Source organism: Psychrobacter sp. NG254 (assembly GCF_015277735.1).
Classification (GTDB): domain Bacteria; phylum Pseudomonadota; class Gammaproteobacteria; order Pseudomonadales; family Moraxellaceae; genus Psychrobacter.
The window spans coordinates 611961-631442 of the sequence record NZ_JADHDA010000001.1; the positions used below are offsets into that span (position 1 = coordinate 611961).

Annotated in this window: 13 protein-coding genes; 8 read left to right on the forward strand and 5 right to left on the reverse strand. The window is 45.0% G+C overall.

Going from position 1 to position 19482, the window contains the following annotated elements; genetic code table 11:
- Window positions 1-229 precede the first annotated feature (229 nt).
- The 6 genes from pheA (at window position 230) to IP510_RS02495 (ending at window position 7342) form a co-directional block, all read left to right on the forward strand.
- Complete coding sequence (pheA, locus tag IP510_RS02470; RefSeq protein WP_194363198.1) at window positions 230-1411, forward strand: prephenate dehydratase; 1182 nt, start codon at window positions 230-232, stop codon at window positions 1409-1411.
- A 104-nt stretch (window positions 1412-1515) separates the two neighbouring features.
- Entirely contained in the window at window positions 1516-2658 is a 1143-nt protein-coding gene (hisC, locus tag IP510_RS02475; protein ID WP_194363199.1) for a histidinol-phosphate transaminase, read from the forward strand.
- A 109-nt stretch (window positions 2659-2767) separates the two neighbouring features.
- A complete protein-coding gene (locus IP510_RS02480) occupies window positions 2768-5101 on the forward strand; it encodes a bifunctional prephenate dehydrogenase/3-phosphoshikimate 1-carboxyvinyltransferase (RefSeq protein ID WP_194363200.1) in 2334 nt (777 codons plus the stop codon).
- Between the two features lie 266 nt (window positions 5102-5367).
- On the forward strand, window positions 5368-6330 hold the full coding sequence (gene rarD, locus IP510_RS02485) for an EamA family transporter RarD (protein ID WP_194363201.1): 963 nt from the start codon (window positions 5368-5370) through the stop codon (window positions 6328-6330).
- Window positions 6331-6393: 63 nt separating this feature from the next.
- Window positions 6394-6819, forward strand: a complete 426-nt coding sequence (folB, locus tag IP510_RS02490; RefSeq protein ID WP_194363202.1) for a dihydroneopterin aldolase — start codon at window positions 6394-6396, stop codon at window positions 6817-6819.
- The gene (locus tag IP510_RS02495) at window positions 6809-7342 is read left to right on the forward strand and encodes a 2-amino-4-hydroxy-6-hydroxymethyldihydropteridine diphosphokinase (RefSeq protein ID WP_227669422.1); all 534 of its coding nucleotides are present in this window, start codon (window positions 6809-6811) and stop codon (window positions 7340-7342) included. Before folB ends, IP510_RS02495 begins: the two co-directional genes overlap by 11 nt.
- Window positions 7343-7499: 157 nt before the next feature.
- Here IP510_RS02495 and cysE read toward each other — a convergent pair whose 3' ends face one another.
- The 4 genes from cysE to dnaE form a co-directional block, all read right to left on the reverse strand.
- Window positions 7500-8408, reverse strand: a complete 909-nt coding sequence (gene cysE / locus IP510_RS02500; RefSeq protein ID WP_194363203.1) for a serine O-acetyltransferase — start codon at window positions 8406-8408, stop codon at window positions 7500-7502.
- Between the two features lie 132 nt (window positions 8409-8540).
- Window positions 8541-9419: an RNA methyltransferase gene (locus tag IP510_RS02505; protein WP_194363204.1), complete on the reverse strand. Its 879-nt coding sequence runs from the start codon at window positions 9417-9419 to the stop codon at window positions 8541-8543.
- Window positions 9419-9793: an Hpt domain-containing protein gene (locus tag IP510_RS02510; protein WP_194363205.1), complete on the reverse strand. Its 375-nt coding sequence runs from the start codon at window positions 9791-9793 to the stop codon at window positions 9419-9421. The genes IP510_RS02505 and IP510_RS02510 overlap by 1 nt, the downstream gene beginning before the upstream one ends.
- A 72-nt stretch (window positions 9794-9865) precedes the next feature.
- Complete coding sequence (gene dnaE / locus IP510_RS02515; RefSeq protein WP_194363206.1) at window positions 9866-13570, reverse strand: DNA polymerase III subunit alpha; 3705 nt, start codon at window positions 13568-13570, stop codon at window positions 9866-9868.
- 337 nt (window positions 13571-13907) lie between these two features.
- On the opposite strand from dnaE, the gene IP510_RS02520 reads away from it, so the two are divergent.
- Window positions 13908-15038, forward strand: a complete 1131-nt coding sequence (locus IP510_RS02520) for a restriction endonuclease (protein WP_194363207.1) — start codon at window positions 13908-13910, stop codon at window positions 15036-15038.
- 99 nt (window positions 15039-15137) lie between these two features.
- Here the strand turns inward: IP510_RS02520 and ggt are convergent, their stop codons facing one another.
- Window positions 15138-17087: a gamma-glutamyltransferase gene (gene ggt / locus IP510_RS02525; protein ID WP_194363208.1), complete on the reverse strand. Its 1950-nt coding sequence runs from the start codon at window positions 17085-17087 to the stop codon at window positions 15138-15140.
- 321 nt (window positions 17088-17408) lie between these two features.
- On the opposite strand from ggt, the gene IP510_RS02530 reads away from it, so the two are divergent.
- Window positions 17409-19433 carry a hypothetical protein gene (locus IP510_RS02530; RefSeq protein WP_194363209.1) on the forward strand — a complete coding sequence of 675 codons (2025 nt, stop codon included), beginning with the start codon at window positions 17409-17411 and terminating at the stop codon, window positions 19431-19433.
- Window positions 19434-19482: the final 49 nt, after the last annotated feature.

Genomic DNA, 19482 nt, shown 5'->3' on the forward strand with positions numbered 1-19482 from the left:
AATGGGCACTGACCCAAGTTTTTGTTATAGTAGAGCCCGCGACCTATTGGTCTGTTATATAGACTCACCAATGTCGTCGCTGATGGCGATGTCAGATAGCGCATGGTCTTTAATAAGAGCAGCTTATCTAATCAGGATACAGTATCCAATCGCCATAATAAAACAGGCAATCGTAGTAACAAATATAGTCATACTTAACAGTGATAAAATCTAAAAAGGATGGGCGGTAATGAGCGAGCAGTCACCAGATCAAACCATGGATAATCTAAATCAAATCACCGGAAACGCTAGCGATACCGCAAATGAAAAAGATTTTTTAGACAATATTCGTCAAAATATTGATGCAGTAGACTGCGAAATCCAAACGTTGATCAATAACCGTGCCAAATTGGCTCAGCAAGTGGCTACGGTAAAGAAAAACCATATTGCCAATAACCCGGCGGCTGATAATAGCAACCCAATTTTTTATCGTCCTGAGCGCGAAGCACAAGTGTTAAAGGCGGTCATGGCGCGTAATACGGGCCCAATCGCTGACGAAAAGATGGCGCGTCTGTTCCGCGAAATCATGTCGGTATGCTTAGACTTAGAAGCGCCGCAGCGTATTGCCTTTTTGGGCCCTGTTGGTACCTTTACGCATGCCGCTGCGCTCAAGCACTTTGGCAAAGCCGCTGATACTGTGCCGATGACGACCATTACTGATGTATTCCGTGAAGTCGAAGCGGGTACAGCCATGTATGGTGTGGTACCGGTTGAGAACTCTTCAGAAGGCGTAGTCAATCACACATTAGACGGTTTCTTATCTTCTACCCTAAAAATCATTGGCGAAGTTGAGCTGCCTATTCATCAGAACTTTTTGGTCGCAGAACACACCAAACTAGATGGTCTAAGCCGTATTTATTCGCATCAGCAGTCATTGGCTCAGTGTCGTCACTGGCTCGATGTGAACTACCCCAATGTAGAGCGTGTGGCGGTATCTAGCAACGGTGAAGCGGCGCGTCGTCTTAAAAACGAATGGCATTCAGCAGCGATTGCAGGTGATGTTGCTGTAGCAGAGTATGGCTTACATAAGCTTTATTCAAATATCGAAGATAATCCAAGCAATACTACGCGCTTTTTGATCATCGGTCACGAAGCGGTCGCACCATCAGGTCAAGACAAAACCTCTATCGTAGTTTCAGCACATGACAAAGCCGGCGCGTTGATCGAAATTTTGAAGCCATTGTCCTATCATGGCGTGTCGATGACCAGTATCGAAACCCGTCCTGAACGTCCTAATAAATGGGCATATGTTTTCTTTATTGACATGGATGGTCATGTTAATGATCCAAATGTCAGTGCGGCTATCAATGATATTCGTCCATTGGTCAAAGACTTACGCGTACTCGGCTCGTATCCAAAGGCTGTGCTATAAAATATACGGCTTCACTCATTGGTATTCATACATAATAGATGGGTCTAAGTATTAAAAGACAGCATGTAAAGACCACATTTAAAGACCGTATCTAAGGATAAACCATGCAGACGACTCAATTAACCGAATCAAGCTTATTGCCACTCGTGCCAGCTTATGACAGTATTTTGGCGTTGGCGCCTTATCAAACGGGCAAGCCCATTGAAGAGTTGACACGCGAATACGGTATCTCAGATGTGGTGAAGCTTGCCAGCAATGAGAACCCAATGGGCTGCTCACCACAAGTGACACTAGCCGTCACTGAGCAACTGGGTCAGCTATCGCGTTATCCTGATGGCAATGGTTACTATCTCAAGCAAGCATTGGCAGATTTTAATGATGTCAATGTCGAGCAGATTACCTTAGGTAATGGCTCTGATGATTTGCTTGATATTTTGGCGCGCAGTTTTGTGGGTATCGATGACGCTATTGTTTACAGTCAATATGCTTTTGTCGTGTACTCGATGCTCGCAAAAATGCAAGGTGCGATGGATATAGAGGTGCCTGCGCACCGCTTTGGTCACGACTTAAAAGCGATGAGTCAGGCGGTACAAGATAACCCTAATACCAAAGTCGTCTTTATTGCCAATCCCAACAATCCGACTGGTACGCAGCTTGGACATAAAGAGCTGCATCAGTTTGTTGCCAGTGTGCCAAGCTCAGTCTTGGTGGTATTGGATGAAGCTTATATCGAGTATAGTCCTGAGAGTAATAATCGCGCGCTACTGGATGAGTTTGATAATGTCGTTATTGTTCGTACTTTTTCCAAAGCATATGGGCTGGCAGGTTTGCGCGTCGGCTATGCCCTAAGCTCAGTGCCAGTGGCCGACTTATTAAACCGTATTCGTCAGCCGTTTAATGTCAGTCGTATCGGTCTGGCGGCTGCGGCTGCGGCACTGGCCGATCAGGACTTTATCGAAAAAACCCGTCTAACGAATGATGAGCAAATGCGCTGGCTAGAAAAGCAGTTCGATGCATTGGGATTGGGATTTGTGAAATCGTATGCCAATTTTATTATGGTCGAGGTACAAGTTGAGATGGAAGACATATCAGCGGCTTCAATCCATCAAGCACTGCTTGAGCAAGGCGTCATCGTTCGTCCATTAACGGCTTATGGATTGCCGAATTGGCTGCGCATCACAGTAGGAATGGCCGAAGAAAATCTGCGTTTGATTGATACCTTGCGCTCTATTTTGACTGAAGATTAAGTGCATCAATAGGTGCTTTTTAATTAAAGAATGGTTCTTAATTAGCTACTAAAATTATAATACTAAGACTGGCTTTATCTATGTCTTAGTGTGTTCAACGAGAAATGCCGTGAGTAGTCAGAAAAATAATAAACTTCAATCGTCTCTAAATACTACGCTACCTATATTTAAACAAGTTTGTGTGATTGGACTTGGGCTGATTGGTGCAAGCTTTGCGCAAGCGATTAAAGACAATGGCTTGAGCTCGCGTCTGGTAGCGGTCGATAGGCATGCACCAAGTATTACAGAAGCGATTGAGCATGGTCTGCTAGACGCTGGTAGTGCAACCCTGCAAGATATCATCGCTGGCAGTGATTTAATTATCATTGCAGTGCCAGTACAGGCCGTCCAAGCCGTGTTTGTTGATATTAAACAGGCAATGGATGATAGTCAGCTTGCCAGTGATTGCATCATGACGGATGTCTGTAGTACTAAGGTCAATATCATTGATGCTGCTAAAGCGGTGTTCGGCTCGCTGCCGACAGGCCTGGTACCCGCGCATCCAATTGCTGGGGCTGAAAATTCAGGGTATCATGCGCGCCGCGCCAGTTTATTTGTCAATCATAGTGTTATTATCTGTGAGCTACCGACGACCAGTGCAACGGCTATTGCTAAGTTGCGACTATTATGGGAATCAGTGGGTGCAAATGTCATGTCAATGGACGCTGAGCATCATGATCGCATACTGGCGCACACCAGTCATTTGCCACATTTGCTTGCTTTTAATTTGGTTGAGCAATTGGCGAGCCATGATGATAATTTAGATATGTTTCGTTATGCTGCTGGCGGATTCCGTGACTTTAGCCGTATCGCTGCCAGTGACCCTAAAATGTGGCATGATATATTTTTTGCCAATCAAAGCGCGATTGTGAGCGCCCTTGATGAGTATGGTGTCTATCTACAGACCATGCGCCAGCTTATCATTGATAAAGATTCAACCGCCCTAATGGGACTTTTGGGCCGCGCGCAAGCCGCACGGCGACATTTCGGCCATATGTTAGCCAGCACCCCTTATACGGATACTTCTGCCATGTCAGCTTCTTATAATATTACGCCTAGCAATACTGTTTCTGGCACTATCGCCATTCCTGGTGACAAATCTATCTCACATCGCAGCATTATGCTGGGCAGTCTTGCCACAGGCGTGACAAACGTCACTGGGTTTTTGGAAGGGGAGGATGCGTTAGCAACGCTACAAGCATTCCGTGATATGGGCGTGACGATTGAAGGCCCTGATAATGGCAATTTGACCATTCATGGTGTTGGTATGAAGGGTTTAAAACCTAGCAAAACACCACTGTACATGGGTAACTCTGGCACCAGCATGCGCCTGCTGTCTGGTATCTTAGCCGCGCAGTCATTTGATAGCGTGTTGACCGGTGATACCAGTCTTAGTAAACGCCCGATGGAGCGTGTGGCTGCGCCATTACGGTCTATGGGTGCCGTGATTCAGAGCACTGGGCATAGCGGTACTGCACCGCTCAGCATCACTGGTCGTGAGAATGTTGGTGAGCCACTCCAAGGCGCTGAGTATGATATGCCAGTTGCTTCAGCTCAGGTCAAGTCTTGTTTGCTATTGGCAGGACTGTGGGCCGAGGGTACGACAACTGTCATTCAGCCTGAGATCAGTCGCGATCATACCGAGCGTATGCTATCGGCCTTTGGTTATCCAGTAACCGTAGACGGTAATCGCATCAGCGTCACAGGCGGTGGTACGCTGACAGGCGGTGACATCGCAGTGCCTGCCGATATCTCATCATCAGCCTTCTTTATGGTGGCTGCTGCCATTAGCCAAAATAGCGAGTTGACCCTAACGCAAGTAGGTATCAACCCGACACGTACGGGCATTATCGATATCTTAAAATTAATGCAAGCGGATATTAGCTTGAGCAATGAGACACATGTGGGCGGCGAGCCTGTTGCTGATATCACTATTCGCAGCTCAAACTTGGTCGGTATTGAAATACCAGAGCACCTCGTGCCGCTAGCGATTGATGAATTCCCTGTACTATTTATCGCGGCCAGCTGTGCACAGGGTCGCACGGTATTGACGGGTGCCAAAGAGCTACGTGTCAAAGAATCTGACCGTATTGCTGTGATGGCAGAAGGGCTACATACGCTTGGTATTGATTGTACTGTTACTGATGATGGTCTGATTATTGAAGGTAAAGGCGCTGCTACTGAAAATGGCAAAGTAAATAATAGCCAGCCAGTTTTTGGTGGCGGTCATATCGTCTCGCACCATGATCACCGTATTGCGATGAGCTTTTCTGTGGCCAGTCTGCGTGCATCCAAGCAAATCACTATTGAAGGGGTCGAAACGGTCAATACCAGTTTCCCAGGATTTGCGGAACTTGCCAATCACATTGGTATGTCTATCCAAGTGGATACGGGTGCTGAGTAGGTCGTTGCGTGCTGAATACTGGATTGATGCTTCTATACGACTTACCGAGTAAAATAGCCTAAGCAAAATACTGATCCTGATAAATAAAATTCCTTAATCATTCAGTTTAAAATCGTTAGCAATGTACTCATGTCACTATTGGCATGGGTACATTGCTTTTTACCTTTCACTCTTACTGTAGTAACCCTGTGCTCTCACCATCAAAATGATAATAATACTCAGAATTGGGTGAGAGCACGCTTTGCTCTAACAAGTTGTCCTATATTATGACTACCCAAAACGTCGTCAAAAAACCCGTGACCCCCATAAAAACCACCAGACGCGGTATCATCACTGCGCTCATTGCCTTTTTCATCTGGGGCGGGTTTCCATTATATTTCAAGCAGTTGTCTGAGTACGATGCCACTGAAATTATTGGCCATCGTATTATTTGGACATTTTTATGTTTGCTAGTGCTGCTGGTTGTGACCAAGCGCTGGCAGTGGATTGACACCTTAAAGCAAAATCCAAGATGGATTGTATACACCTTTTTGTCAGGTCTGATTATTGCGACCAACTGGTTGACCTATGTCTGGGCGGTTAACCAAGACCGTATTCTTGAGGCCAGTTTGGGTTACTTTATTGGCCCGCTGGTGGGCGTGGCGCTCTCGATGATACTGTTCAAAGAGCGCTTACGTACCCTGCAATGGGTGGCGATTGGCTTTGCGTTATTGTCTGTGGCCATTCAGGTGATTATGATTGGCAGTCTGCCATGGATCTCACTGATACTGGCATTCAGTTTTAGCACTTATGGTACGATTCAGCGTCAAACGCCGTTGACTGCGATTGATGCGATGTTTGTTGAAACGACCATGTTAGTACCGATTTGTTTATGGTGGTTTTGGCAGTCTGATGTGGCAAGCCACCAATTAAGTTTTTGGTTTAGCCCAAATATTTGGCTGTTGATGATAGCGGGGCCAATCACGTTGATACCGCTCCTGTTATTCAATAAATCAACCAAACTGGTGGCTTATAGTATCTTGAGCTTTATGAACTATTTAACACCGACCTTTATTTTCTTCTTGGCTGTGTTTTATTATAATGAAGCCTTTGATGTAAAACGCTTGGCGGTATTTGGCCTGATTTGGTTTGGCCTGCTGCTGTTCAGTATTGATTTGTGGCGACATCGACCAAGCAAAATGCTCAAGGCGGCACGCCTGCGCGAAGAGAAGTTGCAGCAAGCCAAGTAGTCGTTTCATTTGAACACTGAATTTAATACTCTAATTAAAAATTTAGCAAGCAAGGATGAGAGCATGTTTTATACCGAATCTGATGTGGTATTTGTCAAAGGCCTAAAAGTAGAAGCAGTGATTGGTGTTTTTGACTGGGAGCGTGCTATCACTCAGCCATTACTCATTGATATTGCGCTTGAGACGGACATCAGCCGTGCTGCTGTGTCAGATGATGTCAGCGATGCACTGAGCTATAAAGAAGTCTGCGATGATGTGAGTGAGTGGTGTATAGAGATCAAAGCAAAACTGCTTGAGCATTTGGCTGGGCAAATCTCTGATAAGCTCTTTGCAAAGTATGACTGTCAGAAAATCACACTAAGCATTGCCAAGCCTACAGCCATTACAGCCGCCGATGCGGTTGGGGTGCAGATAACACGCTATGCGCCCGTGTCAACCAGCGAGCTAGCTGATACAGAAGTTAGTGATAGCCAATCTGATGATGCATAAAACGTCAATGAATTTGAATTTAGCAACGCTAACACAATGTGCACCTGAGACGGTGCAAGCGCAGTCTGTGGCAGATGTCGTGTTAGCGCTAGGTAGTAACTATCAAGCCGAAAAGTATCTACCGCTTGCCCGAGAGATGTTGGCAACGCTCGGTGAGATACAATTGTCTACAGCATTTCAAAACCCTGATTTTACTGCGACTACCCAATTACTAAAGCCTGACTATACCAATCAGTGTGTCCACTTAGTACTGACCACACCGATAAGCTTGCAGCAACTACAACACACCTTTAAAACGCTTGAAGGCAATTGTAATCGGTGTCGACAGGCTGAGGCCAATCAGGTGCGACTGGTGACAATGGATATTGATATTCTATTGATCAAACTGGCTGAAAAAGAAAATAGCCTAAGCAAAGAATCGATATCTGAATCAACGTCGAATTGGATTGTAATGGCGGATCGTTATCCATTTAAAGCGCATGAAAATGCAGGGATAGATGAACTAGTAGATGTCAGTTATTAATCATTAACGTTTATTATTAACCATAAAAGCCCTGCTAGGTAAAATAGCAGGGCTTTTATGGTTATGATGTTACCTGACGTTTCATTTGATGAACTTTATAGATTTTGAACTTTTTGCTCATCTATTAGTAAGTGATTTATATGCAGGTGCATGAATGTTATTTCTGCTCGGTATCTACTGCATCTATATCAGCACGTCCAATCACATCCAAATCTTCTAGACATAGCTTGTCATATTTCTTTTTGCAAAAGCTTGGGTCAATATCACACATCGCTGATTGCAGTTGATCTAGGCGATTCTCTGATTGCTGGATATGCTCGAGCATTTTAGCAAAAGCTTCTGCAACAGGGTCTTGTGAATAAGGGTCGATACCATAAGCACGGAAAGTATTGGTACGTTTGGCAGTAGGGGTCATATCTTTAGTTTGCTCGTCGCTCTCACCAGCTTGGGCAACTTTTTCTTGTTGCTTAGCATCCTGTACTTTGGTAGTCAGTGGATTGCCTTTTTCATCATGATGATCTGAGATCATACGAGCAGCACTACCGATCATCGTAGCGCCTGCTGGTACTGGTTTGACTACGACTGCATTTGAGCCGATTTTGGCATTTTTGCCAACCGTAAATGGCCCCAAGACTTTCGCACCAGCACCAACGGTCACACCATCTTCTAATGTTGGATGTCGTTTGCCATTGTTCCAAGATACACCGCCAAGAGTAACGCCGTGATACAAGGTTACATCATTACCAATCTCAGCGGTCTCACCGATGACGACGCCGACACCATGATCGATAAAAAAGCGCCTGCCGATCTTGGCAGCAGGGTGAATCTCGATACCTGTGATAATACGTGAGCCGTATGAGATAACACGAGCCGCCAGTTTCTGTTCATTGTTCCACAGACAGTGCGCACCGCGATGCAAAATGAGCGCATGGATGCCAGGATAAGTTAGGATAACTTCCAAGCTATTGCGTGCTGCAGGGTCACGGGTAAATACCGCATCGACATCTTCTTTTAGGTCTTTTTTAATATTGACCAATGATTTAAACAATTTGGATGGCAATGACATAAGGCGTCCTGTCTATTCGTCAGTAAAGTATGTTGCTAAAGCGACAATACCGCTAAGTTATTATCGTTTTATAATAATCGTATCTACACAAAGCTATTTTAAGTATGGCAACTTTATATGCTTAAACGTGTCTTAGTCCTTTGAGAGTTTGGCAATCAAAGCACTGAGTAGCTGATACTCTTTTTGATCAAGCTGCAAACGTGACCCAAGTCTAGACAATCGTGATGGCAACGATTTTAGGTGCTCACTATTTGCTAGACCACGGTTTACCATTAGGTCAGTGGTACGCTGAGTAAGTTGTTGTAGCTGCTGCTGGGTAATAGCAGGCTCATCCCATTGCTGACGTAGATGCACATCAAGCGTTGACTGAACAGGAGCGCTCAAATCAGTATCTAGATTATCTGCTGTCTGAATGTGCGTCTGAGCGTAAGCAAAGACAAAGCTGGCGATTACCTGCACGGCTGATGCGACATTTAGTACAGGATAAGCAGGATTGGCATCGATTTGAATATGATAATCTGCATAAGCCAATTCTTCATTGGTCAATCCACGATCTTCACGTCCAAATAAGATAGCGATATTTGGTTTGCCAGTAGCAGCTATATCTCGACTACTATCATTTGCACTTAAAGCTGACTGTGTATCGATAAAGTCAAACATGATTTTGGCAGCTTGCGAGGGTGTCACCACAGGGCGAGGTAAGTGACGGCTACGACTGCTAGCGGCAAACACCAACTGACAGTCCGAAATGGCAGATTCCAGAGTTGGTGCGATCAATGCAGAGGACAATAGCTCACCACCACCCGCTGCATGAGATACACTGGTCTCATCAATTGGTAATTTAGGATCGACCACGGTCAAACGAGACAAACCCATGGTATGCATCGCACGTGCCGCTGAGCCAATATTAGCAGGCAAAGTTGTATTGACCATGACTACTTGTAAGCAGTCAAGGTAGTCGCTCACCGTGTGGTCAGATGGTGCTACTACTAATGAAGAGTCATTACTCATTATTGTCCCAGTCTTAGATTGATTTCTTGTTCAGCCCGTTGTAAGGCGACGGCGATTTCTTCAACCAGGTCTGCTTGTTCGCTGATGCGGCGCCCACGGCAGTGCTCTTGCAGTTGACTGCTAAGACGAACCAGTTGAGTAGTGCCTAAATTGGCGCTTGCCCCTTTTAGTGCATGGGCCGTCTCAAATCCATTGGCATTATCATTTGCTTGCTGGGCGACTCGGAGTGTTGCTATTCGCTGTTGACTGTCTTTGAAATACACTTGTATCAGATCAACAAAATCTTCTTCTAGCAAATCACGCATGTCTTCGAATTGTTCGTGATTGACAATCTCTTCACTGGTCTGAGTATTATTATTTGGCATGTCATCCATGGTTTTTATCCAATTGTTAAAAGTTAAAACAGTAATGTTACTATAATGAATTTTTTAAAAGTAATGTACGTCTTAGCTGTAATGGAAATGTAAGTTATCTTCACTTACTAGCATTTTTAGCTGTTGTAAATTATCATCGTTTGGATAAACGCGCCAGTGCTCAGACAGTCCCACATTTGCGATGCCGTACATTTCATAGACGCTCAGGCCAAGCGGTAGACAGTTATCATTGATAGAGGCGTCGGTATTGCTCAAGGCATTGTTGGCATAATCTTGATTATTAGCGCTGCCATTGTCTAATGCCAGCAAGTCATTGCCATTTTCATCATATAAACTGCCGCCCATCGCAGGGTCGTAAGCGCCATTACCACTGTTGCTACCATTACCTTGCTCGTCTTGATCTTGGTTATAAGCCAGACGCGGCTCAGGAATGATATCTGCCTGTGCTGACTTAAGCAATGGTTGTAGACGTGTGAGCAAATTAACATCACTACCGTGAACCTTGATACTGATTTTTTTGAGCCAACGCAAGCGTGCATCAACCATGCTCATGGCACTATCTAGGCGTGCAAATAAACGCCCATCACGCTCACGGATGCTGCCTTTGATGATGACGACCTCATCGATTTTCAACTGCTCTTTGACGCGATTGAAACGCTCAGCATAGCAGCTGACTTCTAGCCTCGATGTGCCGTCATCCAACGTAATCACGTTACGATTGCCGAAGTTAGCGATATCTATAATGAGTCCTGAGAAGTAGCAGCTGCCGTTATAGCCCGTATCGGTTAATTTATCGAGGCGCGCGCCTGAGGTATAGCGTTTTAACTCATCCAAGTACTCATTGATTGGATGACCTGTTAAGTACAGTCCCAAGGTGTTCTTTTCTGCTTTTAGGCGATGCTTGTCACCCCAGATTAGCTCTGGTGTCATGACGAGTGGCGGTGCGGCGACCACACCATCCATTTCACCAAACAAATCCATCATGCCTATTTCACGGTTTTGACGGTCTTGCTCAGCGGCCTGTACAGCGCTTGGCAATTGACTCATCAATGCACCGCGAATCTCATAAGCTTCGTCGGCTGGCAAGTCAGGTCGTAAGGTTGCGGCAAAGTCATCAAAACAGCCCGCACTGACCAATGCTTCAAGCGTGCGCTTATTGACCTTTTTGATATCAACACGGCGGCAGAAATCATATAAGTCTTTAAATGGCCCTTCTCGGCGACGTGCATCCACGATAGATTCTACCGCACCTTCACCCACGCCTTTGATTGCGCCAAGACCATAAATAATATTGGTCGGCGTGTCAGCGACGAAATGCCATTCACTACGATTCACTGATGGATTCACAACGGTTAAATCAAAGTTTTCACGGCAGTCATTGATAAAGAACACCACGTTGTCGGTGTTGTTCATATCAGAAGTTAAAACCGCTGCCATAAACTCAGCAGGGTAGTATTGTTTTAGATAAGCAGTCTGATACGCCAAGACACCATATGCCGCAGAATGCGAGCGGTTAAAACCGTAACCGGCGAACTTTTCCATCAGATCAAAAACGCCGCCTGAAGTGACTTCATCGATACCCTGTGCGGTGGCACCAGTGACAAAGATATCACGCTGTTTGGCCATCTCTTCAGGTTTTTTCTTACCCATGGCACGGCGTAGCATGTCAGCCCCGCCTAAGCTATAGCCTGCCATCACCTGTGAGATTTGCATGACCTGTTCTTGATAGACAATAACGCCGTTGGTGTTTTCTAGTATCGGCTCAAGATTGGGATGATCATAGATGACTTCTTCGCGACCATGTTTACGGTCGATATACATCTCTACCATACCTGCATCGAGTGGACCGGGACGATACAGCGCACACATGGCGATGACGTCTTCGATGTTGGTCGGTTGCAATTTGGCGAGATACTTTTTCATACCCATACTTTCTAGCTGAAAGACGGCCGTGGTCTTAGCATCTTGCAGTAGCTTATAGGCTTTACTGTCATCAAGTGGCAAATCTTCTAAGACCAATGCTGGCACGTTTTCTTTCGCACGGCGCAAATTGATGTTTTCAACCGCTGCGTTAATCACCGTTAAGTTACGCAGACCCAAAAAGTCAAACTTCACCAGTCCAACAGCCTCGACGTCGTCTTTATCAAACTGGCTGACACGGTGACCTTCATCATCACAATAAATGGCACTAAAGTCAGTGATCTTATACGGAGCAATCAATACGCCACCGGCATGTTTACCGACATTTCGGCAGACACCTTCAAGCTTAATCGCCATCTCCCAAACTTCAATGGCATCTTCATAATCCATATTATCAGGGTTAGAGATTAAGTCTTTTAGCTGCGGCTCTTGCTCAAGTGCTTGGCTTAAAGTAATGCCCGGTGTTTTTGGGATCAGTTTGGATATTTTATTGGCTAAAAAGTACGATTTACTTTGTACGCGCGCCACATCGCGCACGACCGCTTTTGCGGCCATGGTACCAAAGGTAATAATCTGCGAGACCGCATCACGGCCATAGGTTTGCGCCACATAATCAATGACACGATCACGGCCTTCAATACAGAAGTCAATATCGAAATCGGGCATCGATACCCGCTCAGGGTTCAAGAAGCGCTCGAATAGTAGATCGTAATGAATCGGATCAAGGTCGGTAATGTTTAGCGCATAAGCGACCAGCGAGCCAGCACCGGAACCACGGCCTGGTCCAACTGGCACGCCATTGGCTTTTGCCCAGCGGATAAAGTCCATAACGATGAGGAAGTAACCAGGGAAACCCATGGACAGGATGATGCCCAGCTCATATTCTAGACGTTCATCGTATCTTTGACGAAAATCACCCCAGTGGTCAGTACGTGCTTCCACTGGAAATAACTTGTCTAGGCGCTGTTCAAGACCACGCTGCGACTCTGCACGAAAGAACGATTCGGTCGTCTCGCCCTCAGGGACAGGAAAGTCGGGCAATACATTAATACCCAGTGTCAAGGTCACATTACAACGAGTGGCCAAGCGCAAGGTATTATCAATGACCTGTGGAATATCAGCAAACAGTTGCTCCATTTGGTCTTGGGTTTTTAGGTACTGCTCATCGGAGTAGGTTTGCGGACGGCTTGAGTCTGCAAGCACATAGGAGCCTGCGATACAAACACGGGCTTCATGAGCATCAAAATCATCTTGTGCTAAGAAACGGACGTCGTTATGGGCAATGATGGGTATGCTGTATTTGGCCCCTGACTGAATAGCGGCTCTCATAAAGGCATCTTCGCCTGAGCGATTGGTGCGTTTGATGGCAAAATACAATCGATCATCGAATTGTGCTTGCCATTCAGCGAGTAGCTCATCGGCTTTTTCTGGCATCGAGCCGACCAATGCTTGACCCACATCTGACTTTTCCGTCAACAGTATTATGACACCTGCTGCATGCTCTAGGATATGACTGCGCTTAATGACAGGCGTGCCGTGATTGACAGGATCAGCGCGACCTTCGGTAAACCCAAGCGATACGATACGGGTAATGTTTTGATAGCCTTCGTTATTCATCGCAAGTAAGGTGAGGCGCGTGTCTTCATTATCTACAATGACTTCGCTACCGATGATGGGCTTGATGCCAGCACCCAAGCAGGCACGATAAAACTTCACCGTGGCATATAAATTGGACAAATCGGTCAATGCCAACGCGCGCTGATTGTCAGCCGCAGCAGCTTTTACCAGCGGCTTAATACGCACGATAGAATCGGTGATGGAATATTCGCTGTGGATGCCAAGGTGTACAAATGCCATAGAAGACTCTTACTGGTACGATCAAAAAAACAAGCTACCGATAATATAAATGATTTTTATCAAGCATTTATATTAAAACATAGAGGCAAATAATACCTCGATAGCCATCTTGATACGTTTTAAATGGGGTCGTCAATAATAGCATTATTTGCCGCAGACAGCCACTGATTCAAAGGGTTTAATCTGCGTGAGGGGATTCGTTTTTCTTATTTATTAATATGAAATTTTGCTACGTTTTATCTCAATTATTGATAAAATAAACATTTGTTTTCAGAAATTGTCATAAGATGTCAATTCTACTATATTATTCACGCAATCAAAAAAAGATGATAATACTATGAGTAATATTACTAAGCTGCCTGCATTTGGCGATATGCTAAACGCTGGAATACAAACTATAAAAAACTTGAGTACGCGAAACACTATCGGTCGCACTGTATTTTATAGAGAGTTTGAAAAACTAGCACAGATCGTGAGTGATCATAAAGATATTAATTATATAAGTAATCATGACATACGTCATGAGTGTCATGATGGCTCTCCTTGCTATGACGAAATCATTGATTTGATTTTGCTGTGTTTATCAGCGATGGGCTTGGTTAAGGAGGATAAATTTAGTTTGGTCCCTAATCTAAATCAGAATTTTGCTAACTTTATTACCTTTGATGAAAAAGTAACGCCTAAAAACATCATACGTTTAGACCCTTTCGGTAAAGTCTATTTTTGGTTAGCGGGTAATAACTTCGGTCAATATGTCGGTGAGGGCATACGAAATAATGACTATATTGCTAACTTTCAGCGCTTTGACAGTAAATCATTTTCTGATTTACAAAAAGTGAATACGGCAGCCTATGGTAAAAACGGTGATGCGCTGGTTAGTCATTTAATCGATGAAACTAAACGTCGAACTTCTATATTTATGAATAATTATGCAGATGCTACAGTTGGCAGCGATTTTGTCAAAGTGACGCCTGACATGATTATGTCTCAACTTGAAAGCTTATCACCCTTACAGTTTGAGTGGTTTTGTTTGAAGTTAATTGAAAGGTCTCTGGAGATAGAAAGTCCTGAGAGTAATTTAACCTCTCGTCATACAGGACGATCTAACGATAATGGTATTGATGGACTGATTATTCAGGATTTTCCTGATGGTGAGGTACATAATTATTATATTCAAGCCAAGCTTTATAGCACAGGTAATAATATTTCAAATGGCGATTTGAGAAATTTTGTAGGTGCTTATCCACCACAAAAAACCAATCATCATGGGATATTTATTACCACCACAAGCTTTACCAAGCCGGCACAAGACTATGCTAATTCGACTGATTCGCATAGCCTTATCCTAATTGATCAAATGAACTTGATTGAATTGATGATGCAACATAAGGTCGGTTTAAAAGAGGTAAATGCCAGACCGAAATTATTATTAGACAATGATTTCTTTGACAAGATAAAGTTGTATTAAGACAGCTCAATATGTACTTATTGAGCTGTCTCTGTAAAAGAGGCTCTATGCGTTATAGCAGCACATAGAGCCTCTTTATAATTATAAGATATTAATCACTCAATACCCAACCACTGCCGCATCAACAATACGAGGATCAGACGATCCATACACGCCATTTGGTGTCAGCATGATCGATTGCGTAGATCCCATCGCTGATTTTGGGCTGACGGTATGACCCATTGACTCGAGCTTTTTGACCGTATCAATATTAAGGGCTTTTTCAACTCTGATTTCATCAGGTAGCCATTGATCATGAATACGCGGCGCATGTGTTGCTTCAGCGATATTCATATCATGGTCTATGACGTTGGAGATAATCTGAGTGACAGTCGTGATGATACGGCTACCACCTGGGCTGCCCGTGACAATATAGGGCTTATTGTCTTTGAACACAAGCGTCGGACTCATAGACGACAGCGGGCGTTTATTGGCCTCCACAGCATTGGCCTCACCGCCTAATAATCCATAACCATTTGGTACACCAGGTTTGGCAGAAAAATCATCCATTTCATTGTTGAGTAAAATGCCTGTGCCGTCCGCAACGAGACCCGTACCATAAGAGAAGTTCAATGTATAAGTATTGGCTATGGCATTGCCGTCTTTATCAACGATAGAGAAATGCGTGGTCTGATCACTCTCGTATGGGAGTGGGTTATTGGCTTTGATAGTAGCTGCTGGCGTGGCTTTATTTGGATCAATCAACGTACGCAGTTTATCCGCATAGGCTTGTGACGTTAAGCCGCTGGCAGGTACATCGATAAAGTCAGAATCACCTAAGTACTCAGCACGATCTGCATACGCTAACTGCATCGCTTCCGCCATTAAATGGATGGTCTGTGCGCTGTTTTGTCCGTAGTCTTTGAGCGGATAGCCTTCTAAGATGTTTAGAATCTGGATGATGTGAATACCACCAGAGGAGGGCGGCGGCATAGAGACAATCTCATAGCCACGGTAGTCGCCTTTGACAGGTTCGCGAGCAATCGCTTCATAGTCGCTCAAATCCTGCATGCTCATGCTACCGCCTGCTTCATTAACCGCTTTGACCAGTTTTTGAGCGGTCTCACCCTTATAAAACCCATCAGCCCCTTGTATCGCAATCAGCTTTAGCGAACGGGCAAGCTCTGGCTGTTTTAGACGTTCACCCGGTTGATAGGCGCTGCCATCAGGTTTAAAAAATACTTTTTTGGTGCTTGGCCATTTCTGCAAACGATCGCTCAATGCGGTGAGTGATTCGGACAAGCCCGCCGTGACTTCTATGCCATTTTCTGCTAGTGAGATGGCTGGGGCCATGACTTGCCCGCGGCTCATGGTACCGTGATCCTCTAGTGCTTTTAGTAGCCCTGCTACTGTGCCCGGCACACCAACGGCTAAGCCATGATAGCGAGATAAATCGCTGACAGCATTGCCTTCTTTGTCAAGGTACATATCGCGTGAGGCGCTACTTGGTGCTTTTTCACGGTAATCAAGCGCCACTGTTTTGCCTTGCTTGGCATCATAAATCATCATAAAACCGCCACCACCGATGTTACCAGCCCGCGGTAAGGTCACGGCTAGGGCAAAGCCCACTGCGACCCCAGCATCTACCGCATTACCACCGTCTTTTAGAATTTGTAAACCGATGTCAGATGCAAGCGCTTCTTGGGTCGCTACCATGCCGTTTTTTGCCCAGACTGGATGGTGAATGGCATCTTCAGAGTAAATAGCTTGGTCGCTATTGGCGTTGCTAGATGCGGTATTGAGGGTACTGGTTTTTGCCCGTGTGATGCGCTTGGTTTCAGACAGTACCGTTGGATTATCAGCCATGATGGCCAAATTTATAGCACTGGTATTGATTGAAGTGGTATTAATCGTATTGTTATTTGTTGAGGATGTTGGTTCTAATGCCTGTGCAGAGACAGACAGTAGTAGTGTGCTAGTAATCAGCAATACGCTATATTTTAGTGATAATTTATTGTTAGGTTTAAGGTTATGAGTCGTGTCATGAGAGTGAGAAAATGGCTGAGACATCGCAAAGTCCTTTTTACGCGAGTGGAAATAGTAGGCTATCCGTTAAATAAGCTTAAATAGTAACGAAAATATAGAATAGTAGAAAGTTGTTTATTATCTTTTATTGTCCAGCTTGTTATAAGGCTTGGTCATGTGGGCTATATTTTTAAAATGAGGCCATTCCTAAGTACATTCATACTTTCATGCAGGCTAGGTTATTTATCAATGAAGTTTTTCTTTAAAAATTTGCGCTAGTATTACTAAAGTGTAAGCTCTTGTGATATAAATAACGGTACTAATGTACACTCGTTATCGACTGTCTATTTATACCAAGGGACTACTATGCCATCAGACCATATGAATAACCGTAATCGACAACGCTACTCTGAGGTGGCGCATCATCACTCGTCTATCCATAACAATAATGGTCCTGTCTATCAGACGTGTAAATTGACTTCAATCGCCTTGCTAGTGGGCAGTGCATCGATTGTACTCGCAGGGTGTCAATCAAGCCCAGCTGTCTCGTCTAATGCGAGTGTATCTAGCACGCTCATTGACTTTAGTGTCGCAGATGCTGGGCAGAATCAACGTCAGGGCCGTGCTTTTACGGCCAGCCAAAACGCCCAAGCCGAGCGTTACGCGCAACTGTTTGATCAAGATAAATATCTCAGTACTGAAAACCAAGCCAAGTCGCATTTGCTGACAGCGATTCGTCAGCATTTAGCCACGGAGCATGTGGCTGTCGCACAGGCGAATTATCAAGCAGTGCCATTTATCGACGCAGATAGTGTCGATGCAGGAGCGAGTAGCTTACTCAGAACGATTATAGAAACCTATGCCTATCAGCCTGAAAGTGCTGATGCTGACGACTACAATGAGAGTGGCTCTAACGACAATGATGAGAGCGATAATAGTGACTATGATAATGGTAATTATGATGAGAGTAACGCGGACGATGTCGAGAGAAGAGCAATCGCTGCGATATTGGCGGAAGCCGGTGAAAATGAGCCGGCAAGGGATAGCGATTATAATAGTGGCGCTAACGATGACACGATTTTAGATAAAGACGGTTACGATGTTGATGGCTATGATGAATATGGCTATGATCACGACGGCTATAATGAGTACGGCAACGAAAGAGAAGGCCGTGGTGGCCTGCTCTCAGGCATGAACCCCAAGACAATGGCCGCAAAATATGAAGCCATGCAACTGGCAAAACAGCGCGCTGAGACAGAGCCGAGCGCTACGGACAACCTATCAGCTTCCTCTACAGGCATGATTGGCAATATACTTGATATGTTCCACCGTACTCCTGAGCAAATAGCTGCATCCAATGTTTATCAGTATGAGCATCTAACGTTCAATAGTGTCAGTCAATACCGTCCCAAGCAGCGCCAGCTACAAAGCGTCTATAGCTACGATTACGCCACACCAACGATTAGCTCATCGATACAGATACCGTTGGCATTTGATTTTAACAACAGCAATGTCACCGTCGACCCATCGGCCATCATGCCAATTGTCGCGCTCGCTAATCCTGAACACACGCCATTGCCTACGCAGATGGCCTCACATACCGTGAGATTTGGGCTGCCTGAAAGCATCACGGCGCAGTTACCGCCATCAGTGCTTTACGATGCGGTACTCAATGCCATCCAAAGCAGCATGGCTGAGCTCGCGCCTGAGCATTTTAGCGCGGTAGATATTCGTGATGATGCGTTTGCCAAAGAAGTTGGTGCGACACGCGCGGTAAAAGTATATTTTGGCAGTCAGCAAAGCGGTGAGATGATCGGCAAGACGCTGAAATATGTGACGCAGTCACTGCAAGAGTATGTCGATGCTAATCCAAAACAATATCCTGATGGTGCTGTGCTAAAAGCCGCGCTTGCCAAGATACAGCTATACAATAAAGGCTATCAAAGCGCAGATGTGGGGTCGCTGTTACAACTTATCGAAGCGATCGGGCCTATCTCGTTTAATCAGATTAATTACTACTATTTAGATAGCTCCGATCGCCTACTTGCCAAGCAGCAGCGTGTCAATATCGGTGGTGACTTAATGGGGTCTACCACGACCATGCTCAATCAAGTGCGTTATGACAAAGCCAGTTTTAATCGCCATGCTTTAACGCTCCTACTGACAGAGTCGTTTGGGTCTAATGCTGTGCCTCCTATCGATGGAAATGCGTGGATTGCAGAGCAACGCCAACAAAAAGACAGACTGCAAGCGGCACGTTATGTGCGTTACGACTATGAGGATGGCAGCTCAATAGATGATGATAGCAGTGACGAATATGACAGTAATCATAGCGCAGAGGTAGTCGACGAGAGCGATGTTGACGAGGCCAAAGATGCGGCTGAGCAATAGTTTTCAGTCGCATTATCTTGTCACATCTACGCTCATGTCTATTAAGGAT

What these genes read in the sequence shown, in the direction of transcription:
- IP510_RS02495 (WP_227669422.1), top strand. Translation starts at nt 6,809, where the DNA reads ATGATGCATAAAACGTCAATGAATTTGAATTTAGCAACGCTAACACAA.
- IP510_RS02530 (WP_194363209.1), top strand. Translation starts at nt 17,409, where the DNA reads ATGCCATCAGACCATATGAATAACCGTAATCGACAACGCTACTCTGAG.
- IP510_RS02505 (WP_194363204.1), bottom strand. Translation starts at nt 9,419, where the DNA reads ATGAGTAATGACTCTTCATTAGTAGTAGCACCATCTGACCACACGGTG.
- IP510_RS02510 (WP_194363205.1), bottom strand. Translation starts at nt 9,793, where the DNA reads ATGGATGACATGCCAAATAATAATACTCAGACCAGTGAAGAGATTGTC.
- cysE (WP_194363203.1), bottom strand. Translation starts at nt 8,408, where the DNA reads ATGTCATTGCCATCCAAATTGTTTAAATCATTGGTCAATATTAAAAAA.
- hisC (WP_194363199.1), top strand. Translation starts at nt 1,516, where the DNA reads ATGCAGACGACTCAATTAACCGAATCAAGCTTATTGCCACTCGTGCCA.
- pheA (WP_194363198.1), top strand. Translation starts at nt 230, where the DNA reads ATGAGCGAGCAGTCACCAGATCAAACCATGGATAATCTAAATCAAATC.
- folB (WP_194363202.1), top strand. Translation starts at nt 6,394, where the DNA reads ATGTTTTATACCGAATCTGATGTGGTATTTGTCAAAGGCCTAAAAGTA.
- IP510_RS02520 (WP_194363207.1), top strand. Translation starts at nt 13,908, where the DNA reads ATGAGTAATATTACTAAGCTGCCTGCATTTGGCGATATGCTAAACGCT.
- dnaE (WP_194363206.1), bottom strand. Translation starts at nt 13,570, where the DNA reads ATGGCATTTGTACACCTTGGCATCCACAGCGAATATTCCATCACCGAT.
- ggt (WP_194363208.1), bottom strand. Translation starts at nt 17,087, where the DNA reads ATGTCTCAGCCATTTTCTCACTCTCATGACACGACTCATAACCTTAAA.
- rarD (WP_194363201.1), top strand. Translation starts at nt 5,368, where the DNA reads ATGACTACCCAAAACGTCGTCAAAAAACCCGTGACCCCCATAAAAACC.